Below are 23523 nucleotides of genomic sequence, written 5' to 3' on the forward strand. Positions count from 1 at the left end.
CCCCCGGCGGCGGGCAGCCGCCGCCCGACCGCAGACACTGTACGGTCGACCTCGCCTCCGGCGGGAACGTGCGCTGTCACCACACCTTCACCGAGGTCATCGCTTACGCCACCGGCGGAAGAATCGCCGACGCTCCCCACAGCGCCGCCGCCGCCATGGCCGACGCCGAGTTCCATCGCCGGCTCAACGCCCTCCCTCATGCCAAGAGCCGGTCAGCCGGGCAGAAGGCCGGCGTCGTCCTTAGCGTGGAGTTCGAGCACGATCAATACAACGGCCGGTCCACCACCTTCTTCGCTGACCACGGTTGCGATGGCGACGCCGATGTCGATTCGGTGTTGCCGGCCATTACCCGATGGTGGATCGACACGATCATCTCCTTCCAGACTTATGTGGAATGCCAGGCCAACCACTTCGAACACTCCAACTACGGAGGCGCCCGAACCGGCCCTCTCGACTCGACTCGCAATATTGGCCCGACCATGAACGACCGGACCTCCTCCATCCAATGGAGCTGAGCGGCTGACCTCACCGAGCCGCGGCGGGCGGACCCACCCTCTGGCTCAGCCGCCCGCCCCGGCCCGAGAAGGGGCGGCACAACGTGCAGCCAGCACCACGGCCCCTGGAAGGCGTTTCCGGCAGCCGCCTGGTGGGGCACTCGACACAACAGGCACCGGAAGGTCTCGCTCAGGGATCAACTCGTTCGAAGGTCGACCTGCGACGCGTCGATCTCGCGCGGGCCCGGTCCGGTCGGCCCGCGCGGCGAAACCCCCGTCCTCCAGCCGCATCGCCGCCGGTTGCACGCTCGTGGGCTCTGCCACCTGACCCACGCATTGTTCACCACCGCCCTTGATCAGTGCAGCGGTGGCTCTTCGCGCCACCTCTCACCACTGATGCGCACCGATAACTCACATGAAAGGAAACCAGGGAATGAGTCAGGAATCGCGCAGATGCGATCGGCAACTCGACGGCTTAGATGCACACAGACCCGCACGGGCCAGCGGGAGAATCACGAACGCGGACAGATCCTGGTGGCGCGGCGGAGCGATCCTGGCCGCGGTCGCGGCCGTGCTGGCCTCCCTGCTGCCAGCGGTGGTCCTGACAACCCCGATAGCGCAGGCAGAACCGCCCAATCCCCCTGAGCAGCGCCGGATCGCGACGTGGAACATGGAAGGCAGCGACCGGGGACTGAAATGGCACAGCGATATGCCTGAAATCGCAGCCGGCCACGACATCATCCTGATTCAGGAAGCCGGCGGGTGGCCGTCGACCATGGCCGAGCAAGCCCCGATCACCCACCTGGGCATGACGGTGCACCACTATGAGTTGCGGCTGGGGGCCACGAACCGGGGAGAGCTCGGCACGCGCCACCTGTACTACATGATGACCGACCGCAGCGGAGACGACCAACACGCCAACCGGGTCAACCTCGCGATCCTCACGCGTGAGCCCGCCGACGAGGTGTTCATCATCCCCCGCGAACGCGACATCAGAGGCCCCAACGGAGTGGTCATCAACCGCCCGGCGTTCGGTGTCCGCTTCGGGAACACCATCTATTTCACGCTGCACCAGGCAGCGAGAGGCATCAACGACACGGGCGACTCCGACGGCCTACTGCGCGGCATCTACGCCGAAGCCCGCAACGCCCCAGCAGGCGGCTATCACTGGATCGTAGGAGGCGACTTCAACCGGGAACCCAACCAATGGCGCGGAGCGGGCAACCAATTCCCCAATCGCCCTCGGCTTCCAGATGGCACTCGACTCTACAATCCCGGCGTTCCCACACGCGGCGAACGCGAGATCGACTATTTCATGACAGGCAGCGACCTTACCGGCTGGGCCGCCTCGGTGCCATACGGCCTCAATTCCGACCACCATCCGGTGATCCTGGGGCCGCGCAACGAAGGCCCGCGGGGGCGCGCCACCGCCCTGACCGACGTCTCCGGCAAGTACCAGCTCACCAGAATGAAGAAGGCCACCCAAACAGCCCTGCACGGCGCCGTCGGATCGCTTCCACAAGCATCGAGCGAAGCACAGCGCTTCTCAATGCAGCTGCTTGGCAAGCACACACGGGGAAATGTCTACAACTTCATCAATCAGCAGGAACACGAGTGCCTCACCGAGGAACCAAAAGAACTCGATCTCCCGGAATTCTCTGAGGTTCTCCCCAAAGATCATCCCTACTTCGCCGCGCATCAGGCGCTCCTGACCGAATGCAAGCCGGGAAACCTCTTGCAACAGTGGGAGGTGGGCAGCGCGACACGGCCCGGCTACATGATGCTCCATAACCAAAGTACCCACAGGTGCCTGTGGATAGACGACCGAAACCCCTTGTACGTGCACACCAATCCCTGCAAGGACGACGACCCGAACCAAATGTGGTCCCTGGACCTTCCGCCCAGTGACGAACCATCACCGGACGACCCGGCAGGGCCCGAAGAACCGAAGCAGGGCCAGCACGACTCGGCAGAACTGAAGAAGGGCGAGCACGACGAGCTCCGCCGGGCGGTCCCGCCACAGAACTGAACAGGCCAGACACCTGCACGACCAGATGACCGGCAAAACCACGCCCGCCCGCGGGACCACCGGGCCCCGCGGGCGGCGCCCCTCGCGCACCATCCCCGCGAACACGGACGGAGGCGATCTCGGTGCCCCCCACCGGTGAAAGCGAGCGACGGCGAACCCGGCCAGGCCCGCCGAACCTCAAAACGGCCAGCGCCCAGACCATCGCGTCCCTGCTGCTGGAGTCCGCGCCGACCTCCCGTGCGGAACTGGCCCGCAGATCCGGTCTGTCCAAGCCCACCGTTTGGCGGGCGGTGGACCTGCTGCAGGACGCCCACCTGATCGAGCCCGCCGGGCACAGCCGCCGGCACCGAGGGCGCGCCGCCGTGCTCTACCGGCTACGAGCCGAGGTCGGCTGGGTCGTGGGCGTCGACCTGTCGGGCGAGCTGGTCCGCGTCGCGGTGTCGGCGCTCAACGGCCGTCCCATCCACATCGAGAGAACCGAGCGAGACCGCGCCGGCAGCGCCAGGGCCGTCCTGGGCGCCCTCACCCGAGCCTGCACCGCCGTGGGGGCCGCGCCCCAGGCTCTGTCGTGGGCGACCGTGACAGTCGACCAGGCGACCGCTCGCGCCCTAGCACAACGAACCCGATCCCAAAGCGGGACCAAAGCCAGGAACCCGACCCACAGGACCACCGGCCGCCCCGACCCCGCAATCGCCCTCATCCGCAAGATGCTCGGCCCGCACTACACCGTCGGCCGCGCCGTCAGCATGGCAGCACTCGCCGAATACCACCGGTTGAGCCTCGGCCCGGCCGGCAGCATCGTCTACCTCTGCGTCGGCCCAGACCCAGGACTCGGCCTAGTACTGGCCGGCCGGCTCCACACCGGCTCACACCGGCTGGCCGGTGTACTCGATAGTGCACGCCTTCGGGCCGCCGGGCCTCAGCACCCCACCGCGGACCCCGCGATGAGCCCCGCCGTGGGCTCCTCGGTGCACCTCCTCCGGCGGGTCACCTCACTCATCAACCCCACGGCGATCGTCTTCGGCGGATCCGCCGGCGCGTGCCCGAGCTTTGTCGACGCCGTACGGCAACGACTCGACCAGTCCGGCACCGGGCCGTCCGCACCCCTCCAGCCCGCCGCGCTGGGCGACGACGCGGCAGTCCTGGGAGCCGCCGCGTTCGCCGCAGCGCAAGCAAGACAACGACTATTCCAACGCATCCGAGAACTGGGCACCCGAACCGGCCCGGGCGCCTGACGCGACGACGGAGGCGATGCCGACGACAGCTGCAGGACCCACCGGCTCGCCGGCGCGGCTCCCGCCCACGGCGATAGACAAGCGCCCCTGCCTGCAGAGCAGCCCGCGGCCCGCAGCCAGCCGCTCTTGAAGGGGCACCGCGCCGACCGTGTCCCTCTCATTCAACCTTCTCGAAAGCCGCGGACACCACATGCGGCCCTCCAGCGGCCCGTCCCTTCGAGCGGCGACCTCACCCCCGTCAACCGAACCGACCCGGAGGAGCAGTCGCATGGCCTGGACTACTCGATGAACGACGTCACCACTCCCGGCCCAGCAACGACAGCCGTACCAGACCAGCGCCCTTACGAGCCCGCCGAGCGCCTGCCCCAACCCCCCGACACCCACACCTCGCCATGCCCCGCACCGCAAGCCACCGGCAACCGCGCGCTGAGAATCAAGACGACAACCGGCACCTTGGCCGACGCCATCGCCTACGCACGCACCACCCTGGACAACCCCACCGCCACCGCAGATCAATACATTTACGCCGGCCTGCGGCTCTACCACGCAGCAACAGAGATCCTTGCGGCAAGCCAAGACCACTGACGACACCGTCACATCCCACCGCTCAGCAGCAATGATTCACATTTCAGAAGCGGACGCCTGGAAGCGCTAGACGGCTCAGATCATCAGCTCAGACACGCACGCCACGCAACCTCGTCGCCGCCGCAATCTGCCCGGCCTGGAACGGCTCGACCGTATCCGCCCGAAATCGTTGGGGAGTAGTTCTTCGCGAGGGAGCGGATGATCGGGCCGTGGGCTCATAGAGGCCCGATCGTCGGGGACCGGGCGGCGCCCGATGCTCATGCGCGGTGTCATTGGGGTCGAGGTTGTCCAGTTCACAGGTTGGGCTCACCGGCCCAGGGCCCGGGCGACGTCGTCGAGTGAACGGGTTGAGGGCACGCTGTTCGCGGTTGCCGTCAGGCGGCGGGAAGGCGGTGATGGAGTCCCGGTCCGGTCTGGTCGGCGTGGCCGATTTCCGGCGCCCAGAACATGACGCGGCGGCAGTAGTCGAACAGAGCCACCATGGTCACCTCGGTGACCGGCGAACGCCTCCCGTCGCCGCACCTCCAGTTCCTCCGCCGGCTCCCGGGCCGTCATCGTCTCCCGCGCCTGCAGCAGAGAGATCAGCCGTGACGCGCGCACCCGCCCGTCCTGCCGCACTCCGGCATTCCTCACAATTTCGCGTTAATTTGTCCGGTTTTGGCTGTCCTGCCAGGTTCGGTGGCTGTTAGCTTCACGGCGTGCTCTCCGAAACCCCCTCGATCCAGGCGTTCATCGACGCCCTTCCGAAGGTCGAGCTCCACGTCCACCTCGTGGGCTCGGCCTCGGTCCCTACCGTGCTGGAGCTCGCCCGCCGCCACCCCGGCGGGCCCGTCCCGCTGGACGAGCGCGAGCTGCGCGCCTTCTACGAGTTCCGCGACTTCCCGCACTTCGCCGAGGTGTACGAGTCGGTCTCCAGCCTCGTCCGCGACCCCGAGGACGTCGCCACCCTCGTCCTCGGCACGGCCCGCGACCTCGCGGCGCAGAACGTCCGCTACGTCGAGCTGACCGTCACCCCCTACACCCACCAGCGGGCCGGCATGCCGATGCCCGCGATCACCGAGGCGCTGGACCTGGCCGCCGGCGAGGCCCGCGACCGGCACGGCGTCCGCGTCGCCTACATCTTCGACATCCCCGGCGAGTTCGGCGCCGAGGGCACTCGCGGCACCCTCGACCACGCGCTCGCCCACCCGCCGCAGGCCCTGGTCGGGTTCGGCCTCGCCGGCATCGAGCAGGTCCGCGCGCCCCACCGGGACACCTTCCGCGACGCCTTCCGCGCCGCCCGCGCCGCCGGGCTCCGCAGCCTCCCGCACGGCGGCGAGATGTCCGGCCCCGAGACGATCTGGGAGGTCATCGAGGGCCTCGGCGCCGAGCGCGTCGGGCACGGCATCAGCTGCCTGGACGATCCCCGCCTCGTCGCGCACCTGCGCGAGACCCAACTGCCCCTCGAAGTGTGCCCCACGTCCAACGTCTGCACGGGCCAAGTCGCCACCCTGGAGGCGCATCCACTTCCACGCATGCTGGACGAAGGCCTGTTCGTCACCCTCAACAGCGACGACCCGCCCATGTTCGACACGACCCTGACCGGCGAGTACCGGGTGGCCGCCGACGTCTTCGGCCTGGACCGCGCGGCGCTGGCCGGCCTGGCCCGCAACGCCGTCACCGCGTCCTGCCTGGACCAGGGCGCCCGCCAGGAGATCATCGCCGAGATCGACGCCCTCTGACGGCCTCCCGTCACCCCCACGCCATGCGGCGCCACGGGCTCGCCGGATCCTCGGCCAGGATCCGGTGGCCCGTGACGGACCGCTCGTACCACTCGCCGAACTCGCCCTCGTCGAACCGCAGCATCCGCCCGAGGACGTATCCCGCCGAGAACGACCGCCACGACGAGTACACCTGATGGGCGCGGTGGCCGGCCTGGAGGACGCACTTCTCGGCCTCCTCCGCGTCGCAGTACCCGGCGTTCAGCCCCCAGCGGGCCATGTTCACGGCGCGGCCGAAGTCGTAGCCGAACACGCTCTCGACCAGGCCGTCCGGCGGAAGCAGGCCGTCCGCGCGGAAACGGGCCTCGTAGCGCAGGATCAGCCCCGACATCTCGACCACCTCGCGGACGGTGTCCGCCGAGATGTCGCGCTCTCTGCACCACGCGGTGATCGCCGCGCGCCACGCGTGCGGGTCCATGCCCCGGCCGCGCTGGTCCAGCACCATCTGGACGGCCGGGTCGGAGTTCCTGGCGTCCAGCAGCCCGTCCATCTGCTCGCGCCAGCTCGCGGGGTCGGTGACGCCCCAGTCCCGCTCCAGCAGCACCCGGTCCTCGCGGTCGCCGCTGTCGGTCAGGGAGTTCCAGGCCACGCCGTTCCCGACCGCCAGGTGCGCGCCGACGGCGAGCGCCGCCGCGAGACGTCCCCAGGGCACCCCGTCCGGGTCGGTGACGAGGATGTCGTGATCACGGTCGGGACGCCGCTCCGCCTCGGCGAGCATCGCCGCGACCTGCCGGTACCCGTCGCCGCCCGGTGGCATCCGCGCCAGCAACTCGCGCAGTGGCCGCAGGGCGCCGCGCGCGCCCGCGTCCTTCACGATCAGCCGCGCCGCGTGCACGCCCGCGACGCCGGCGCGCTTGTGGTCGTGCAGCGAGGAGAACCCGCTCATCGACGCCCACGCGCGCCGCGCGGCCTCTCCCGTGCGCCCGGCCGTCGCGAGGACGTGCGCCGCCTGCCCGTCCAGGACGGCGCGCACCTCACCCGGCAGCGACGCGGCACCTCGCTCCAGCACGTCGAGGACGCGCTGCGCCTCGCCGGTGTTCCCCGCCGCGGCGAGCGCCCGCGCCTGCCGGGCCCGCACCGCGACGGCGGCCCCCCAGTCCCCGCGCGCCTCCAGCGCCTCCGCCGCGCTCGCGTAGGCGGGCGCGGCCTCCTCGGGCCGCCCCTGCCGCTCGTACTTCCTGGCCCGCTCCAGCAGGGCCCCGCTCTCGGACGTCATCGATCCCTCCGAAGGGAACCGTACCGTTTCACCAGATCTTGCCGCCCCCACTCCAAAAGCTCCGCGACCCCCATCGAGCGGCGCCGAGGTCGGTGTTACGCCCGTTCACGACCGCATCGGCGCTAACGCCGCCCGCCAAGAGCCTCCGCCACGACGCCGAACCGCACCCGGCCGGTGACCCCAGCACGCCTCGAATGCGACGATTGCCGACCCGCCCGCAGCCGGGAGCCTCCGGGCCCGCCGCAACACCGCCCGGACTCCCCGCACGCCTCAAACCCGGCTATCGCCGACCCGTTCGCGAGCCAGGTCCCGCGCGTCCGCACGCCCAGCCCCCCAAAACCCCGCCGCGACCCCGCGTTGTCGCCGAACTGAGTATTCGTGCGAATCCGGGCGGGGAAATGCCCGGCCGAAACGATCCTTAGCCGTTCTGAAGAGAACACCGCACTTCCTGGCGTTATCTGCACTCGATGTGCAGAGCCCGGGCTGAGCCGTACGAGGGCCGGGACGAGGCGACCATGCCGACGCCCGCATGCCCTGGACGTGCCCTGTTGGGAAGTCTTGACAACCCCCGATACGGCGGGGACCCCGCGACCTACGCTGAGAGTGTCGAGATCTCAGGAGGTGGCAGGGTCCATGTCGACCAATATCAGCGGACTTGCGCCGGATGCCCCATTCGCCCGTCGCCTAGAGTATTACCGCAAGCGCAGCGGCAAGAGCCGCGCTGTCCTCGCGGGCCTCGTGGGCCGGTCGGCCGAATGGGTCAAAGGCCTGGAGACCGGCAGGCTGGGGCTTCCCAGGCTGCCGATGCTGATCCGCCTCGCCGAGGCCCTCGACGTCGAGGACCTCGCCGACCTGGTCGGCGACCAGCGCCTGTCGCGCGCCGCCTTCACCAAGCACGCGCACGAGTCCCTGGGCGTCGTCCGTGACGCGCTGGCCTCCTATCCTGTCGCTATCGGGGATGCGCCGGTCCCGGCGGACGTGCTCGCCGGACGAGTCGAGCAGGCGTGGAAGCTCTGGCACACCACCAAGCACGAACGGAGCGCCGTGGCCGGCAGGCTGCCCCGGCTGCTCACCGACGCCCGCGTTGCCGCCCGCGTCCTGGACGGCGCCGAGCGGCGAGAGGCGTCCTGTCAGCTCGCGCAGATCTACCATCTGGCGCAGCTCTACACGACCTTCCAGCCCGCCCCGGAGTTGGTCTACATGACCAGCGACCGGGCGATGCTCGCCGCGCAGGACGCCGATGACCCCGCGGCCATGGCGGGCGCAGCCTGGTACCTCAACCATGTGTGGCGGGACGCGGGCGAGGCGGCCGAGGCGCGCGTGGAGGTGGCGCGCGACGTGGCGGGCATGCTCCGTCCGGACGCCGACCCCCAGGACCTGGCGCTCTACAGCCTGATGCATCTGGCCATCGCCCTGTCGCACGCGAAGGTGGGCCGCGAAGGGGAGGCATGGCACCACCACGACAAGGCTGAGACCGCGGCCCGGAGGCTCCCACCCGGATACACGCATCCCTGGCTGATGATCGGCAAGGGAATGGTGGAGCACTACGCCGTCACGATGCACCTGGACCTGCAGAAGCCGGCCCTGGCCCTGCATGCGGCCGACAAGATCGATCCCGCCGCGATCCCGAGCCGCACCCGGCAGTCCCGCTACCTGGTCGAGGTGGCGCGCGCCCACCACCGCCGGCGCGACGACGTGGCGGCGGTGCACCTCATGCGCAAGGCGGAAGAGACATCAGCCGACACGTTTGCGTTCAGCCTGTTCGCGCGGTCGATGGTGGCCGAAATGCTGCCCAGCCCGCCCGCCACCGTGGCCGACGAAGTGCGCTCACTCGCCCGGTCCCTGCACTTGATCGCCTAAGGGGTACAGCCCGTACCCGTGACCGCCCGGGTACAGATTGTGACCACCGTGCGCCCTGCCATGCGCGAGCGTGTCGCCCGACACACAGGACGGCCCCGGCCGGCGCTGCCGCGCCGCTCCCCGGGACCTGACCAGGAGGGCGGTCCTCGCTATGGCCAACCCACTCGGAGCCTGCCCGCGGGGCACCGAAGCCACTCAGGCGGACGCCTGCTTGTCCCACGGCTCAACTGGAAGCGAGGTCTGACCGTGAGCTGGATACAGCAGCCGCCGGGAGCGGACGCCGTCGCGGCGCAGAAGGCCGCGCTGCGGGAGGCGTTCGGCGGGTGGAGCATTATTCACACCACCGACACTTGCCGATGGTGGGCAATACGCACCGGTCAGCGTGCTCGGCTGGACGGTCGGCTGCTCGGGGCGCGCGTGTGCACGGAGTTGGATGCCGACACGGCGGATGAGCTTCACGTGAAGCTGCGTGAGGTCGTCCAGGCCGAGGCGGGTGCGCGGTGAGTGGGCCGGAGGCGTGGCGCGGCCTTGTCGGGGAGTTTCCCGGGTGGGTGGTGGAGGTCAAGGACGAGGCGGGCGGTGCTCACTGGCGCGCCTCGCGGCTGGTCCCGCTGGGTCGGGGCGGTTCCTGGGTGCCCAGGCCGACGATGCCGGGTTGCTGCGCGAGTTGCTGGACGAGGCAGACGGGATCGACTCCCGGCTGGCGCTGCGGGATCTGGCCGTCGAGCTGAGAAAGCGCGGCATCACCGCCACCGCCTACGACGCGACGTTGACCGCGACGGGCCCGGGGATGCGCACTCGGCTGGTGACCTGCGGGCGGGGGCTGTTCCGCTGGTTGACGGGCGGCTGGGTGATCGGCCCTGTGACCGATCTGGCGGCCTGCGCCGATGCGGTCGTTGCGTCCTTCGAGGAGCGTTCATGAACCGGTTGGCGGACGCGGTGGTCGGCCTCCCGTCCGTCGGGGACGTGCCTGTGACCGTCCCTGCCGGGATCATCACGTGGTGGGGAGTGTCCACGCGGATGTGGTGGGCCCTGGTGCCGTCGCGGCATGGCGCGCGTCTGGTGGAGGCGCCGAGTGCGGAGGCGCTGGCGGTCACTGTCGACTGGTATCTGCGAAGGGCGGTGGTGTAGGTGCTCCGCTCTCTCAGGCCGGGGATGGCGAGGCGCATCACCGCCCCCGGCCGCGCCGTCCTCACCGGGAGGCTGCGCGCGGCGGCCGCCCGCGTCCGTGCGCTTCTCGCAGAACGGTCGGCCCGGCGGGCGGGCGTCCTGGCGGTTCTGGACGACGTCGCCCGGCGCCCGGACGTCCCGCGCCTCGGCGCAGTGGCCCCGGGCAGCGTCGGGCGTCGCGCCGTATTGCCGGTGAGCGCGGCCGATCATCTGGATGCCCTGGCTGGTGTGCTTGCCGCCGCCGGTTGGTCCGCGTCCCCGCGCTATGGAGAGCGCCCCGCGTTGCTGCGCGTGTTCGCGGACGAGTCGCCTGGCGTCGGCGAGAGCGTCAGCGTCAAGGCGGGCGTGGGCGGGGTGCCGTGGTTCATCTCGTCCACCGGTGATCCGCTGGCGCCCTGCCACGATCTCGCCGGGGCATGCGCGGCGATCGGCGCCCGGCTCGGACCATTCGCGGCAGCGCCGCGCAGCGTGGCGGGGGAGGGGCCGCCGTGAAGTCGCCTCGCTCTGGCCGCTTTCGCTGCGGGCCGTCGGCCAGAAAATCGGTGTTCTACGAGACGCATTGTTGGAAGACTGCCGGTTCCCACGCACGATCGAGGGAGGGACGGGTGTGAACCAGTGCGCCGTCCAAGAGGGCGGTCCTGGTTACCGGCAGCTCCTGGCCCCTCCAGGGATCCCGCGGCTGTTCGCCGGTGCGCTGGTCGGTCGCGTCTCGATCGGCATGATCCCGGTAGGGGTGGTGCTGTTCGTCGAACAGGTCACGGCGTCGTTCTCCACGGCCGGATTGGCGATGGCGGCATACGCGATCGGCTCCGTCGCCGGGGGTCCGCTGCGCTCCTGGGCGTCGGTGCGTCTGGGCCATCGCGTGGCGTTGGCGACCATGTCGCTGCTCAGCGGCTCGGCGCTGACCTTGCTCGTACCGGTCGGCCAGTGGATGGACCTGCCATGGTCGCTGATCGCGTTGATGGGCGTCTCGGGGTGCAGCTCGCCGCCGTTCGGTGCGCTGATGAGGGTCGGATGGGCACAGAAGCTGCCTGAGCGCTGGCTGTCGCGCGCGTTCGGCCTGGACTCGGTCGTGGAGGAGAGCACGCTGGTCCTCGGCCCCCTGGTCGCAGCGGGCGCGGTGGCTCTCGGCGGGGCGCGGCTGGCGGTGCTGGCCGGTGGCGCCGTCTGCCTGGCGGGCGGGGCGATCATGTCCTCCGCCGCGGACAACCGCCGTGGGACGGGCTCCGGGCACCGGAGTTCCGGCGGCCAGGGCATCGGAGCGGCGGCATCCAGGGTGGGCTGGATGCTGGTGGTCTTCGCCGGTGTGGGCTTCGCCGTGGGGGCCATCGAGGTCATCGTGCCCGCCGTCGCGCGGGCGAGCGGCCATGCCTCCTCCTCCGGGGGCCTTCTCGCTGTCTTCGCCCTGGGCAGCGCTTGCGCTGCCTTCTTCTACGGACGGCGCACATGGAAGTCCGACGGCAGCGGCCGCCTGATGGTCCTGAGCCTTGGCATGGCGGCAGGAGTGGTCGTGATGATGGCCGTTGACGGACTGCTCGTGACAGGTTCTCTGCTGGTACTGGTGGGCGCCGCGATGGGCCCCGCGGTCCTCACGGCGTATCTGCTGGCGGACACTCTGGTGGACGGCGCCGCCGCCAAGACCCACGCCGCCATCCTGGCGGGGGTGGCGTGCAACGGGGGAGCGGGCGCCGGTGCCGCCATCGCCGGAACAGCCGTCACCCGTTTCAGCGCGGGCCACGCCTTCGCGTTCTCCGGCATCGTCACAGCAGTGCTGACCGCGATCGGCTTCCTGATGCTCCTGCGTGACCGGAATCCGTACCACGAAAGCGATACGTAGGCGGTGTCCGGTTGCGGGCAGATGTGGCTGATTGTGCGTCGGTGGCGGGTCACGGCGGGCACCCTTCTCTCGGGACCGGAGATGTGGGGTGTCGTGGGCGAAGAGCAGGCCGCGCTGAATGTCATTGCGCTGGGGGCGCCCGGTGCGGGCAAGACGACCTATCTGGCGGCGCTGCACCACGAGGTGAAGAGCGATCCGTTCCCGGGGGTGTCGGTGTCGCTCGCCCAGTCGGCGCAGGCGGCGGAGCTCGATCGGGTCTACCGGCAGGCGGCCGATCCGAGCCAGGGGTGGCCGGCGGCGACGCGGACGGGTGAGGGGCTGCGGGAGTTCGCCTTCCGGCTGGTGGTCGAGGCGTCCCGGGTCAACTGGCGGAACCAGATCGTCAGCGCCAGGCACCCGGTCATGTCGCTGACCTACCTCGACTACGCGGGCGAGTTCATCCCGGACGCCGACCTGTACGAGGAGGAGGCGGCCGAGTTCGACGAGCGTCTCGGCGCCGCGCACGCGCTGCTCGGCATCATCGACGGCCACCAGCTCCTCAAGTACATGCTGCGCTGCGGCCCGGAGGAGGAAGAGAGGTTCCTGGCGAACCTGGCGCGGGTCGTCGGACGCCTCAAGGGCGCCGCGCAGCCCGTCCACTTCCTGGTCACCAAGTGGGACCTGTTCGACGGCCGCTTCACCTTCGCCCAGGTCCGCGACGCGCTGCTGGCCACGCCCGCCGAGACGGGGTTCGCGGTGTTCGTCGCCAAGCGCACCGCCCGGCGGCGGTTCGGAAGGACGCTCCTCGGTCGGGTGCGGCTGATCCCGGTGAGCGGCTATGGCGGGATCGCCTTCCTCGGCGAGGACATGACCGTGCAGCGGGATCCGGACGGCCGCCTCGACCAGCAGAACGTGATCGTCCCGCTGGCGGCGGCGGTCGCCGACATCGTCGACCACTTCGTGCAGAAGGCCACCGTCCCGCGCGACGCGGCGGAGATCGAGGCCGACCGGCAGGCGGCGGTAGAGTTCGGACGGGCGGCGCAGTCGGCGTCGGAGCTGAAGGTCGGGCCGACCGGCGTGCACATCAACGTGTTCGCGATGATCACCGCGGCCCTGGTGGGCGTCCCGAGGCTCGGACGGCTGCTGATCGTCCCCGGCAAGGCGCTGGGCCGGTCGGCACGCCGCCAGTACCGCCGGGTCAGGGCGCGGCGGCTCGCCGGGGTGCGGACCGTCGAGGGCGCGGCGTTCTACCTGGCCGACCTGATCGAAGCCGAGATGGAGTCCTTCGACATCCGCTTTCCCGACTCGATGCTGACCTACGAGCCGCCGCGGCGGGGATGAGGAGCGACGACGTGGCGGTCCCGTTCCTGCTCGCCCGCCGCTACGCGGTGGGGGAGCGGTTCATTCTCGGTCCGGACGAGGACGACGAGGACCTCCGGCGGGCCGTCTCCAAGAGCGGCGGCCGGGAGTTCCCGGCGGACCCGCGCTACCGCGTCGTCCCGTACGGTCCCGGCCTTCACGCCATCTACAGGGAGTTCGAGCTGACGGCGGCCGATCTCGGTGTTCAGGGCCCGGTCCGCGACGAGCACGGACGCTCGATCCTCGCCATCGAGGGCCTCGCCGTCACCGGGGACCCGTCCTCGGTGGATGCCGCCGATCTCGCCGCCGCCCACGAGCGTGCGCTCAGCCGCTACGCCGATCTGTGGCGAGCCGACCGGAAGCCCGAGCCGCGCCGCGTCCCCCGTCCGCCGCGCCCTTCGAAGCCGGCCCGCTCCGACGATCCCGCCCGCCCTGTCTGGATCTGGGTCGTCCTCCTGGTGCTCGGGCTCATCGCCGTCGCCCTGCTGCTGATCATGCTCGGCTGACGCCGATGTCCGGAGCGTCCGCTACGGGCGCCCGCCGCCCGATGGACTCTCAAGATCGTCGGGGATCGCGGTGATCTCTACGCGGGTGTCGTGGAAGACCGGGCCCGCGCCGAGGTCGGTGTCGCGCTCGTCCACGACCGCGTTGGCGTTGGCGCCGCCCGCGAACTTCGCCCAGTGGCCCTTGGTGGTGGCCGCGACGCCGGGACGCACCTGATCGGTGATCTCCAGCGCGGCCTCGAACGCGCCGCGGTCGTTGCCGACCCGGACGCGCTGCCCGGCGGTCAGCCCGCGCGCCGCCGCGTCGTCCGGGTGCAGGCGGACGGTCAGCCCGCCCGAACGGCGCCTCAGCTCCGGGTTGTTGCCGAACTGGGTATTGAGGAATTCGTGCGAGGCCGCCGAGATCAGGGCGAAGGGGTACCGTGCGGCGCGTTCGGGGTCGGCGACCTCGGCGGGCGGGGTGTATCCGGCGAGCGCGTCCGCCCCGGCCTCCGCCGCGCGAGTCGAGCGGAACTCCAGCCGCCCGGACGGTGTCGGGAACCCGTCCGCGTACGGCAGGAAGGGGTCGGGGACGGACATCCGCACGAACCCCTCCTTGCGCAGCCGGTCGAGCGTGATCCCGGCCATCCACGGATGGTCGGAGGCGAGGAGCTGTTCGGCCAGCCGCTCGTCGGAGTCGTAGAGGCTCGGCTCCTCAAGGCCCATGAGCCGCGCCAGGCGCCGGAACGTCTCGGCGGTCGGCAGGCACTCGCCCGGCGGCTCGACCGCGGGCTCGTTCCACGTCAGGTACAGGTGGCCGTAACCTTCGTGCAGGTCGGCGTGCTCGTGCTGCGCCGTCGCGGGCAGGACGATGTCGGCGTAGTCGACGGTGTCGGTCGGGAACTGCTCCATCACCACCGTGAACAGGTCCTCGCGGGCCAGGCCCCGGCGGACCCTGCCCTGGTGCGGGGTGCTGCCCACCGGGTTCGCCGCGATGACGAACAGCGCCTTCACCGGCGGGTCCCGCACGTCCAGCAGGCCCTCGCCGAGGCGGCTCATGGACAGCGTCCGCACCGGGCCCGGGCGCAGGTCGTCCCGGTACAGGGCGGCCTTGTTGACCTTGACGTGCCCGGACGTGGAGAACGACAGCCCGCCGCCGCGCCCAGTCGCCCGTCACGCCCGGGATGGACGCCAGCACGCGCAGCGCCGACCCGCCGCCCGCGTTGCGCTGGATGCCCTGCGTCGCGCGGATCGCGGTCGGGCGGGTCCGCGCGATCCGCTCGCCGAGCGCGACGATGCGGTCCGCCGGGACCCCGGTGATCTCCGCGGCCCGTCCGGGCGGGAACGCGGCGATCCGTTCGCGGAACTCCTCCCAGCCTCGGGTGTGCCGCTCCAGGAAGTCCTCGTCCTGCGCGCCGAGCCCCACGATCACGTGGAGCAGGGCCAGCGCGAGCGCGCCGTCCGTGCCGGGCAGCGGGGCAAGGTGCTCGTCGGCCTGCTGCGCCGTCCGCGTCCGGACCGGGTCGATCGCCACCAGGTGCGCCCCGGCCTTCCGAGCCGCCTGGACGAACTTCCACAGGTGGTGGCCGGTGGTGAGCGGATTGCTGCCCCACATGATGATCAGCTTGGAGTGCTGGAGATCCTCCGGGTCCATGCCGCCCGCGGACCCGATCGTCGCCTCCAGCCCCGCCGCACCCGCCGTCGAGCAGATGTTCGCGTCGTGGGCCGACGCGCCGAGCACGTTGAAGAACCGCCGCCCGGCGTACCCCTCCAGTCCTTGCAGGTAGCCGAGCGTGCCCGTCCCCCAGTAGGGCCAGACCGCCTCGCCGCCGTGCTCGCGGACGACGTCGTGCAGGCGCCCGGCGATCTCGTCCAGCGCCTCGTCCCAGCCGATCCGCTCGAACCGCCCCTCGCCCTTGGCGCCGACCCGCCGCAGCGGGTACAGGACGCGGTCCGGCTGCTCGGCACGTTCCAGCCAGCGGTTCACCTTCGTGCACAGGGCCCCGCGCGTGTACGGGTGGTCGGGGTTGCCGCGCAGCCCGACCGCCTTCCCGTCCCGGACGGTGACGACCCACGAGCAGCCGTCGGGGCAGTCCAGCGGGCAGGCGCCCAGCACCTTCAGCTCGGTGGGCATCCCTTCGGGGACGCTCTCCTCCACCATGAAACCCCTCCCTGCCAGCCGAACCCCACCAGTCTGCGTTAAAACGCTCATGAGTGTCACCCTCAAACGCACATGACACCGGCGCCGAGGTCGCGGCTGTCGGACCGGGGTGGTTTCCTATGGGGCGAAGGAAACGATCCGTGGGGGGATACGAGAGTGAAGAGCGTCGAGCCCGAGGTGTTCCTCGTTGCGCGTCCCGAACTCGACTACGACGAGGTGGCCCGGTACCTGCGGGACGTGGGCGGCGAGGGCTGGCTGGAGCGGCTCGACCGGGGCGACCTCGACGCCGAGCTGAACGATCCGCAGAACCTCGCCGAGTTCGCCGGGCGGTTGTGCTACCGCTCGTGGGAGCCGGGCCTGAACCCCAACGTGGTCAAGGTCCGCACCGACTCGGGCCAGTATCTGGAGAACATCCTCCGCAGCCTGCACGGATCGGTGCTGGAGCACGTCAGCTTCAGCTTCGTCCTGCACAACGTGAGCCGCGTCCTGACCCACGAACTGGTCAGGCACCGGCCCGGCGTGGCGATCTCGCAGGAGTCGCTGCGCTTCGTCCGGCTCCAGGACATCCCCTTCTGGTTCCCCGAGTGGGCCCGCGAAGACCCGGAGCTGATGAAGCGCGCCACCGCGCTGCTGGAGCAGATGGAGGAGTTCCAGGGCTGGATGGCCGGGCACTTCGGCCTGGACGAGGAGGGCCTGCCCTTCAAGGAGAAGAAGCACAAGACCTCCTTCATGCGCCGCTTCGCCCCCGAGGGCGTCGGCACCGGCCTGGTCTGGACGGCGAACGTCCGCACCCTGCGCCACACCCTGGAGAACCGCACCGCCCCCGGCGCCGAGGAGGAGATCCGCCTGCTCTTCGGCAAGATCGGCGAGCTGATGCGGCGGGAGGCGCCCGACCTGTTCGGCGACTACGTGATCGAGGACGGCGCCTGGGTCCCGCAATGGCGCAAGGTCTGACCCCGAAGGCCCGCCGCAGGTGCCGGGTTCGATGAGGCCGCCGTTCGGCGCGCGGATGTAGGCACCGGCGGCGCGCGGATGTAGGCACCGGCGATCGGACGGTCGCGGCGGCCCCGGGTACGACTTCGGGGCCGCCGCGGCCGGCTACGGCATCCTCGCCGCGAAAAAATCTACAACGTAAAGGCCGTGGCCTGTCTGGCCGTTCCCCAGGCGCTCGTGGCCTTGAGCGACGCCGGTCTCCTGTGCGCCTCCGGCCAGATCTGCAAGAGGTACCTAGCCTGCCCTTCGTCCGCGTCGTGGACGTGGTAGCGGAACCGGTAGCCGCCGTGGCCTCCGGGCAGGGGCGGCAGGGCGTGTTCGGCGCCGCCGAGTTCCTGGACGCGGACGTGCCCGGTCGCGGTCCGGTAGGCGATCTCCACGACGTCGGACCGGCCGTCGAGGACGGCGCCGGGGTCGCCGGGGGCGATGACCACGGTCAGGGGGATCGTGCCGCCGCGCTCGGCCGTCCAGAAGACCGCCGCGCCCGGGACCGTGTCGGCCAGGCCGGCGCCCTCGGCGCCGGCGGGCACCGGGATGATCGCTCTGAGTTCCTGGTCGCGGTCGAGCAGGTAGAACTGCCCGGAACGGACGGCCACGGCGAGGTCGAGGGTCTCGGCGCGCGCGGTGGCGCGGCGGTCGGGCGCGAGGCCGGGCGGGTCCGGGTCGAACCCGGCGTCCGCGAGCGCCGCCGCGTACTCGGCGTCGGTGAGGGCCGCGGCACGCTCGGCCAGCCGCGGGACGTCGCCCGGCTCGGGTGCCTCGAAGGTCCCGATCGCAACGAACTGGATCGCGGACGGTTCGGGCGCCGTCCAGAACATCACTTGGACGGTCCCGCATTCGCGGCACGGCGTCCGCTGGACGTGGTGCGTCCCGGGGGACGACTCCGCCACGCGGGGCGGCTCGTCGGGGAAGTCGTGGCCGCGCGCCTCGCACTCGCGGACCGCCTTCTCGGCCGCGATCTCCTCGCGGGTCGGGCGGGGCCTTCCGTACCGCATCAGTGCCCGCCCCTCGGCGTCGCGAGGATCTCCCGGCCGCGCTCCGGTGTGATCATCTGGGCGAGGCGCGGATCGGCGAACAGGACGATCGGGGCGATATGGTGCTCGCTGACCGGCCGCCACAGCCGCAGGGCCTCGCGCAGCTCGGGCCATGCCGCGTCGAGGGCCCGTTCCGCCTGCCATTCCGCCCCTTCGCGCTCCTCGCCGGAAGGGCCCACGGACCAGCCCGGAGACGGGCGGCGGTGCCTCTCCAGGAACTCGAACGTGGGGACGGCCGCCAGCCGATCGAGGACGCCGTGCACCGCCTCGTCGAACGCGCCGTCGCCGAAGCGGACCCGGAACCCCGGCTCGCGGACGCGCGCCTGGTAGTCGGCGATGGCCAACTGGAGGGGGCCGGGCTCGTCCCGGTGGCCCATGAGGGTCTCCAGGGGCGACGTGCCGCTGAAGCGCGGGTACCGGTGCTCGGCGAACAGCAGCGGCAGCAGCTCGGCCTCGAAGATCGGGTCCTCGACGATCCAGGCGGGCTCGCCCGAGGAGCCCAGAAGGTGGTGGAACCACCTGCCGTCCTCCTTGAGGAAGGCCCGCATCTGGATGGACAGCAGCGTGGCCCGGTCGCGGCCGAAGCGCCCGGCCTCGGTGAAGACCTCAAGGGGAGCGTCGACCTCGCCCGCGAGCGCGGCCTGCCGGGCCTCCTCCACCCGCGCGTCCCACGTGCGCCGCGTCTCGCCGTCGGGCTGGCAGAGGCTGTGGAACGAGGCGTACAGGCCGTACATCAGGTCATAGAACGACCCGGCGTGCCGCGGGCCCCTGCCCGACCATGAGGCGAGCTCGTAGGCGGCCCATTCGCCGTGCTCGTCCACGTTCTCCGGGTCGAGGAACAGAACGGACGCGTCGCCGGCGAGGGAGATCTGCACGGCGCGGTTGAGGAGCGGGCCGTCGGTGTCCTCGTATCTCTGGTCGCCGAAGGGCCGGCCGTACGCGTCGATCCATGTCGAGTCCAGGTCGCGCATGAAGCCGATCTCGGCGGCGCCGGCGAGCCGGTAGATGAAGCACCCGGCGTCGCGCCAGCCGTTGGTCACCAGCAGGAACTCGCGGAGGGACGGCGGCAGCCGCAGCCCGAGGCGCTCCTCGGCCGCGGCGATCTCGGCGGGTGCGGCCGGAGCGAACCCCAGCCAGCCCTCCGCGACGACCTCCGCGTCGGGTAAGGGGTTCTCCTCGCCGTCGTGGCTGGTGATCCATTCCTCGCTCCACCGTTTCAGGAAGGGCGTCCAATCCTCGCGGTCCATACGTCCTCGGTTCCTTTCGTCGTCCGGCCGTGGAGACGCATTCTGTCAGGACGGTCCGACAGAATTGTTCGGATGCTGGTCAAAGATCAGGATGGCCTGGTCTGGACGGCCTGGCCGGTAACGGACGTCAGGTGCGGCGGATCGTCCGCACGCCCTGGCCCGGCCGCCACACGCGGATGACCATCTCCCCGCCCTCGACCGAGGTCAGCACCGCCTCGCCGAGGTCGAGCCGGAACGCGTGGAAGCCGCCCGGGGGCTCGCCGCCCGTCGTGTAGGACTCCTTCCGCACCGGGTCGGTGATCTCGACCGCGACGCCCGTCACCTTGGCGTCGCCGTCCGCGGACGGGTGGGCATGGATCGCGCAGCGCCCGTCGCGGCCGGATCTGCCGCCTCCTCTTCGAACCGCTGCCATGTCGCCATGGCAGAGTCTGCCCGGCGGGTGGGACGGGACTCGTCGTACGGCATGGCCGGGGGCGCATCACGTGGGAGGTAATCGCCGCCATGACCGCGGCGCCGGTAGCGTCGGCGCCGTGACGACGATGACGATGGCGCTGGGCGATGTGAGGCCGGTCGGGGACCAGTTGCGGGCGTGGCGGCAGCGGCGCAGGCTGAGCCAGTTGGAGCTGGCGTCGGAGGCCGCGGTGTCCACCCGGCACCTCAGCTTCGTGGAGACGGGCCGGTCGGCGCCCAGCCGCGAGATGGTGCTGCGGCTGGCCGAGCACCTGGACGTCCCGCTGCGCGACCGCAACCTGCTGCTCGTGGCGGCCGGGTACGCGCCGGTGTTCGGCGAGACCCCGATCGAGGAGCCGCGCATGGACGCGGTGCGGGCCGCGCTGAGGCAGGTGCTGAACGGGCACGAGCCGTTCCCGGCCGTGGTGGTGGACCGGTTCTGGAACCTGATCGACGCCAACGGCGCGGCCGGGCTGTTCATGGACGGGGCGCCGCCGGAGCTGCTGGAGCCCCCGCTGAACGTCCTGCGGCTGAGCATGCACCCGGACGGGATGGCCAGGAACATCCTGAACCTGGCCGAGTGGCGCGCCCACATGATCGACCGGGTGCGGCGGCACGTGGCGCTGACCGCCGACGCGGCGCTGGCGCAGCTCTACCGGGAGCTGCGGAGCTTCCCGGGGGACGTGGGGGAGGCGCTGGCGCCGCCCGTGGGCAACGAGGTGTTCGTCCCGCTGCGGATGCGGTTCGACGGGCGGGAGCTGTCGTTCTTCAGCACGATCGCGACGTTCGGCACCCCGGTGGACATCACCGTGGCGGAGCTGGCGATCGAGTCGTTCTATCCGGCGGACGAGCCGACGACCGCGTATCTGCGCGAGCGCGCGGGCTGGTGAGCGGTGGGCGGTGGGCGGCCAGGGGGTTAGGCGACGCCGTCGTCGGGGGACGGGGCCTCCTCGGCCCTGAGCAGATCGTGGTGGACGCGGGTAAGCGGCACCCCGAGGCGCTGCAGGGACGCGACCGTCCGCCGGACCATCGGGGTGGGGCCGCAGACGTAGACGTCGTGGTCGTCCCAGCCGTCGAAGCGGTCCAGGACGTCCGGCAGCTCTCCGCGCATGCCCTCGAATCCGGGGGAGTGCGACAGCACGGGGACCACCTTCGGCCCCGGGGCGCCGGCCGCGAGCGACCGCAGGTCGGGCAGGTCGTAGAGGTCGCGTTCGGTGCGGGCGCCGACCAGCAGGTGGACGCGCCGCGCCCGGTCCGACAGGACGACCTGCTCGGCCAGCGCCTTGATCGGTGCGAGGCCGGTGCCGCCCGCGATCAGGAGCAGGTCGCGGTCCGATTCGGGGTCGAGGGTCATCGCGCCCGTGGCCGGGCCGAGCAGGACGGTGTCGCCGGCCGTGGTGTGGCGGACCAGCGCGCCGCTCACCCAGCCCGCCGGGACGGCCCGGACGTGCAGGCGCAGCAGCCCGTCCGGGCGCGGGGCGTTGGCGATCGAGTAGGGCCGCCAGACCCGGGGCCAGCGGGCGGTCTGCACCGTCACGTACTGGCCGGGGAGGAACGCGAGCGGACGGTCCGGGCGGAGGGTGAGGACCGCGAGGTCGGGGCCCCGGCGGTCGTGGTCGACGACCTCGGCGGCCCACCAGGGCGGGGCCTCGGCGGCGTCCCGCTCGGCCGCCTCGATCATCGTGCCGGCGGCGCGGCGGTAGGCGGCGGTCCAGGACTCCTCCGCCTCGGGGCTCCAGCGGTCGGCGGCGAACACGCGCAGCGTCGCGATGAGGGCGGCGCCGACCGCGGGGTAGTGCTCGGGCAGCACCCCGTACTTGCGGTGGTCGCGCCCGAGTCGGCTCAGGTAGGACTCCAGCTCGGACGGGTTGTCCTGGCTCCAGACGATCCGGGTGAGCGCGTGGAAGAGCCGGTCGCGCTGGGCGGTCATCGCGGGCGGGAACAGGGCCCGCAGCCGCGGGTTCGCCGCGAAAAGACGGCCGTAGAAATAGCTCGCGGCCTTATCGGAATGGGCTTCAAGCTGAGAGAAACTCTCCTTGAGAGTTCGGGGTTCCATTGACATTTGTCAGACTCGCCCCCTGGGCCTCTGGGGACCGGAGCGCCGCCGCGCCGTCCCTTGGGCGTCGGTGGATGCCCGGCTCGCTGAGATTCTCCCACCTATAGCCGCAGGTACTCAACCGATTCAGCACAAGGCTCGTCAAGGATAGCGAAGAGTAATCATTCGCTAATTCCGTGTTACCTCAGAAAAAGCGACAAAGGGAACAAATACCGATCAGTACCTAAAGGGCGACTGGAGTGCTCCGAACGGCGTCCGAATTCGGGAGCGCCCACGGCCGCGCGTGATCGGGTCGCGGCGCCCGTCCCCGGCGCGGGCGCCGCCCTTTCGCGGCGGAGGACGGATCTCAACCCGGGTGCAAGATTTCCGGATCTCACGCTCCGGCGCCACCGGACGCCTGGTGGCCAGGCGTGGACGCACAGTCATGGCCGCCGTGGACCGGTCTACGCGCTTCGGCCTGCGGCGATCCGGGGCTTGGGGCAAGCTGGCTGGTGGGAAGGCCAGGGGTGGGGCGGTCCACAGGAGAGAGGGATGCGCCATGATGACGACGCAAAGGTGGGGAATCGCCGCATATCGGTGACCGAGCCGTGGCCAGAGCTCAGCAGAGGGGAAACCACGCATGTCCGATGTGACCCGAGGGCCCCGGGGCCCCAACGCCGGCGGTGCTCAGCCGCTCATCGGCATCACGACCTACCAGGAGCCGGCCCGCTGGGGGGCCTGGGTGCGCGAGGCGGCGCTCCTGCCCGCGCCGTACGTGCGCTCGGTGGAGCGGGCGGGCGGCGTCCCGGTCATGCTGCCCCCGGCCGCGAGCCTGCGGGGGATCGAGACCCTCGCCGCCCGGCTGGACGGCATCGTCTTCGCGGGCGGCGGCGACCTCGACCCCGACCTCTACGGCGCCGGGCGGCATCCCGAGACCGGGCCGCCGCAGCCGCAGCGCGACCGGTTCGAGCTGGCGCTCGTCCGCGCGGCGGTGGACGCCGACCTGCCGTTCCTGGCGATCTGCCGGGGCATGCAGGTGCTGAACGTGGCGCGCGGGGGCGCGCTCATCCAGCACCTCCCGGAGGCGGTCGGCCACAAGGGCCACGCCCCCGAGCTCGGGATCGTGGGCTCGCACCCAGTGCAGATCAGCGCGAGCAGCGCGGTCGGCGGGATCTTGGGTGACGCCGCCGACGTGCCCACCTACCACCACCAGGCGGTGAGCCGCCTCGGCAAGGGCCTGTCCGCCGTGGCCTGGGCGGAGGACCAGGTCGTGGAGGCCGTCGAGCTGCAGGGCCACCGCTTCGGCATCGGCGTCCAGTGGCACCCGGAGGAAGGCGACGACAAGCGCCTGTTCGAGGCCCTGGTGGCCGCGGCCGCCGCGCGCTGACGCGGCCGCCGGGGGGATTGACCTGCCGGTTCCCGGGGAAGGCGAACCGGTGGATTCCGTCCTATCGCCCGCTGGAGGCCGCCGCATGCCCCTGCATCCGCAGACCGTGAGCTTCCTGGAGCTCCTCGCGTCCTGGACGGACCCGGACGGGGCCGGGGAAGCGGACCAGGAGCGGGCCGGGGAAGGGGAGCAGGACCGGGCCGGGGATGC

General features: G+C 71.3%; 22 protein-coding genes and 1 pseudogene. 16 read left to right on the top strand and 7 right to left on the bottom strand.

Annotated elements, in window-relative coordinates; all coding sequences use genetic code 11:
- The 5 genes from E1298_RS48345 to add all read left to right on the top strand — a co-directional run.
- A partial coding sequence (locus tag E1298_RS48345) for a hypothetical protein (protein ID WP_165975636.1) occupies positions 1-515 on the top strand: 515 nt, incomplete at its 5' end.
- A 394-nt stretch (positions 516-909) separates the two neighbouring features.
- Positions 910-2523 carry an endonuclease/exonuclease/phosphatase family protein gene (locus tag E1298_RS24055; protein WP_131896960.1) on the top strand — a complete coding sequence of 538 codons (1614 nt, stop codon included), beginning with the start codon at positions 910-912 and terminating at the stop codon, positions 2521-2523.
- A 122-nt stretch (positions 2524-2645) separates the two neighbouring features.
- Positions 2646-3758, top strand: a complete 1113-nt coding sequence (locus E1298_RS24060) for an ROK family protein (RefSeq protein ID WP_131896962.1) — start codon at positions 2646-2648, stop codon at positions 3756-3758.
- A gap of 285 nt (positions 3759-4043) precedes the next feature.
- Positions 4044-4343: a hypothetical protein gene (locus tag E1298_RS24065; RefSeq protein WP_131896964.1), complete on the top strand. Its 300-nt coding sequence runs from the start codon at positions 4044-4046 to the stop codon at positions 4341-4343.
- Between the two features lie 698 nt (positions 4344-5041).
- Entirely contained in the window at positions 5042-6064 is a 1023-nt protein-coding gene (gene add, locus E1298_RS24070; protein ID WP_131896966.1) for an adenosine deaminase, read from the top strand.
- Between the two features lie 10 nt (positions 6065-6074).
- Here add and E1298_RS24075 read toward each other — a convergent pair whose 3' ends face one another.
- Complete coding sequence (locus E1298_RS24075) at positions 6075-7319, bottom strand: DUF1266 domain-containing protein (protein WP_131896968.1); 1245 nt, start codon at positions 7317-7319, stop codon at positions 6075-6077.
- Positions 7320-7952: 633 nt separating this feature from the next.
- Here E1298_RS24075 and E1298_RS24080 point away from each other — a divergent pair.
- From E1298_RS24080 to E1298_RS24110, 8 genes are all read left to right on the top strand, one after another.
- On the top strand, positions 7953-9179 hold the full coding sequence (locus E1298_RS24080; RefSeq protein ID WP_131896970.1) for a helix-turn-helix transcriptional regulator: 1227 nt from the start codon (positions 7953-7955) through the stop codon (positions 9177-9179).
- Positions 9180-9425: 246 nt separating this feature from the next.
- Entirely contained in the window at positions 9426-9683 is a 258-nt protein-coding gene (locus E1298_RS24085; protein WP_131896972.1) for a hypothetical protein, read from the top strand.
- Positions 9684-9834: 151 nt separating this feature from the next.
- The gene (locus E1298_RS24090) at positions 9835-10101 is read left to right on the top strand and encodes a hypothetical protein (RefSeq protein ID WP_131896974.1); all 267 of its coding nucleotides are present in this window, start codon (positions 9835-9837) and stop codon (positions 10099-10101) included.
- On the top strand, positions 10098-10310 hold the full coding sequence (locus tag E1298_RS24095) for a hypothetical protein (RefSeq protein WP_131896976.1): 213 nt from the start codon (positions 10098-10100) through the stop codon (positions 10308-10310). The genes E1298_RS24090 and E1298_RS24095 overlap by 4 nt, the downstream gene beginning before the upstream one ends.
- 24 nt (positions 10311-10334) lie before the next feature.
- Positions 10335-10841 (top strand): hypothetical protein, encoded by a 507-nt coding sequence (locus tag E1298_RS48350; protein WP_165975637.1) that lies wholly within the window; start codon positions 10335-10337, stop codon positions 10839-10841.
- Positions 10842-10956: 115 nt separating this feature from the next.
- Positions 10957-12186, top strand: a complete 1230-nt coding sequence (locus E1298_RS24100) for an MFS transporter (RefSeq protein ID WP_279499108.1) — start codon at positions 10957-10959, stop codon at positions 12184-12186.
- A 93-nt stretch (positions 12187-12279) separates the two neighbouring features.
- Complete coding sequence (locus E1298_RS24105) at positions 12280-13506, top strand: hypothetical protein (RefSeq protein WP_131896980.1); 1227 nt, start codon at positions 12280-12282, stop codon at positions 13504-13506.
- An 11-nt stretch (positions 13507-13517) separates the two neighbouring features.
- Positions 13518-14030 (top strand): hypothetical protein, encoded by a 513-nt coding sequence (locus E1298_RS24110; RefSeq protein WP_131896982.1) that lies wholly within the window; start codon positions 13518-13520, stop codon positions 14028-14030.
- Between the two features lie 21 nt (positions 14031-14051).
- Here the strand turns inward: E1298_RS24110 and E1298_RS50495 are convergent, their stop codons facing one another.
- Both E1298_RS50495 and E1298_RS50500 read right to left on the bottom strand, forming a co-directional pair.
- The gene (locus E1298_RS50495) at positions 14052-15065 is read right to left on the bottom strand and encodes a molybdopterin-containing oxidoreductase family protein (RefSeq protein ID WP_243725763.1); all 1014 of its coding nucleotides are present in this window, start codon (positions 15063-15065) and stop codon (positions 14052-14054) included.
- Between the two features lie 157 nt (positions 15066-15222).
- Positions 15223-16218, bottom strand: a pseudogene (locus E1298_RS50500) (molybdopterin-containing oxidoreductase family protein); the annotation flags it as partial.
- 105 nt (positions 16219-16323) lie between these two features.
- Between E1298_RS50500 and thyX the strand changes: the two are divergent.
- Positions 16324-17121, top strand: a complete 798-nt coding sequence (thyX, locus tag E1298_RS24120) for an FAD-dependent thymidylate synthase (RefSeq protein ID WP_131896984.1) — start codon at positions 16324-16326, stop codon at positions 17119-17121.
- 170 nt (positions 17122-17291) lie between these two features.
- Here the strand turns inward: thyX and E1298_RS24125 are convergent, their stop codons facing one another.
- From E1298_RS24125 to E1298_RS24135, 3 genes are all read right to left on the bottom strand, one after another.
- Positions 17292-18155, bottom strand: a complete 864-nt coding sequence (locus E1298_RS24125) for a hypothetical protein (RefSeq protein WP_131896986.1) — start codon at positions 18153-18155, stop codon at positions 17292-17294.
- The gene (locus tag E1298_RS24130) at positions 18155-19441 is read right to left on the bottom strand and encodes an SMI1/KNR4 family protein (RefSeq protein WP_131896988.1); all 1287 of its coding nucleotides are present in this window, start codon (positions 19439-19441) and stop codon (positions 18155-18157) included. Before E1298_RS24130 ends, E1298_RS24125 begins: the two co-directional genes overlap by 1 nt.
- A gap of 127 nt (positions 19442-19568) precedes the next feature.
- A complete protein-coding gene (locus E1298_RS24135; RefSeq protein WP_131896990.1) occupies positions 19569-19853 on the bottom strand; it encodes a hypothetical protein in 285 nt (94 codons plus the stop codon).
- Between the two features lie 127 nt (positions 19854-19980).
- Here E1298_RS24135 and E1298_RS24140 point away from each other — a divergent pair, with 127 nt between their 5' ends.
- Positions 19981-20781, top strand: coding sequence for a helix-turn-helix domain-containing protein (locus tag E1298_RS24140; protein ID WP_131896996.1), 801 nt, complete (start codon positions 19981-19983; stop codon positions 20779-20781).
- A gap of 26 nt (positions 20782-20807) precedes the next feature.
- Here E1298_RS24140 and E1298_RS24145 read toward each other — a convergent pair whose 3' ends face one another.
- Positions 20808-21947: a globin domain-containing protein gene (locus E1298_RS24145; RefSeq protein WP_243725764.1), complete on the bottom strand. Its 1140-nt coding sequence runs from the start codon at positions 21945-21947 to the stop codon at positions 20808-20810.
- Positions 21948-22566: 619 nt separating this feature from the next.
- Here E1298_RS24145 and E1298_RS24150 point away from each other — a divergent pair.
- A complete protein-coding gene (locus tag E1298_RS24150; RefSeq protein ID WP_131896994.1) occupies positions 22567-23313 on the top strand; it encodes a gamma-glutamyl-gamma-aminobutyrate hydrolase family protein in 747 nt (248 codons plus the stop codon).
- Positions 23314-23523 lie beyond the last annotated feature (210 nt).

This window comes from Actinomadura rubrisoli (assembly GCF_004349215.1).
Taxonomy (GTDB): Bacteria; Actinomycetota; Actinomycetes; order Streptosporangiales; family Streptosporangiaceae; genus Spirillospora; species Spirillospora rubrisoli.

Coding starts and splice junctions, on each gene's coding strand:
- E1298_RS24065 (WP_131896964.1), top strand. CDS start 4,044: ATGAACGACGTCACCACTCCCGGCCCAGCAACGACAGCCGTACCAGAC.
- E1298_RS24135 (WP_131896990.1), bottom strand. CDS start 19,853: ATGGCAGCGGTTCGAAGAGGAGGCGGCAGATCCGGCCGCGACGGGCGC.
- E1298_RS24055 (WP_131896960.1), top strand. CDS start 910: ATGAAAGGAAACCAGGGAATGAGTCAGGAATCGCGCAGATGCGATCGG.
- E1298_RS48350 (WP_165975637.1), top strand. CDS start 10,335: ATGGCGAGGCGCATCACCGCCCCCGGCCGCGCCGTCCTCACCGGGAGG.
- E1298_RS24125 (WP_131896986.1), bottom strand. CDS start 18,155: ATGCGGTACGGAAGGCCCCGCCCGACCCGCGAGGAGATCGCGGCCGAG.
- E1298_RS50495 (WP_243725763.1), bottom strand. CDS start 15,065: ATGAGCCGCCTCGGCGAGGGCCTGCTGGACGTGCGGGACCCGCCGGTG.
- E1298_RS24130 (WP_131896988.1), bottom strand. CDS start 19,441: ATGGACCGCGAGGATTGGACGCCCTTCCTGAAACGGTGGAGCGAGGAA.
- E1298_RS24150 (WP_131896994.1), top strand. CDS start 22,567: ATGTCCGATGTGACCCGAGGGCCCCGGGGCCCCAACGCCGGCGGTGCT.
- E1298_RS24075 (WP_131896968.1), bottom strand. CDS start 7,319: ATGACGTCCGAGAGCGGGGCCCTGCTGGAGCGGGCCAGGAAGTACGAG.
- E1298_RS24095 (WP_131896976.1), top strand. CDS start 10,098: ATGAACCGGTTGGCGGACGCGGTGGTCGGCCTCCCGTCCGTCGGGGAC.
- E1298_RS24145 (WP_243725764.1), bottom strand. CDS start 21,947: ATGGAACCCCGAACTCTCAAGGAGAGTTTCTCTCAGCTTGAAGCCCAT.
- E1298_RS24080 (WP_131896970.1), top strand. CDS start 7,953: ATGTCGACCAATATCAGCGGACTTGCGCCGGATGCCCCATTCGCCCGT.
- E1298_RS24140 (WP_131896996.1), top strand. CDS start 19,981: ATGACGATGGCGCTGGGCGATGTGAGGCCGGTCGGGGACCAGTTGCGG.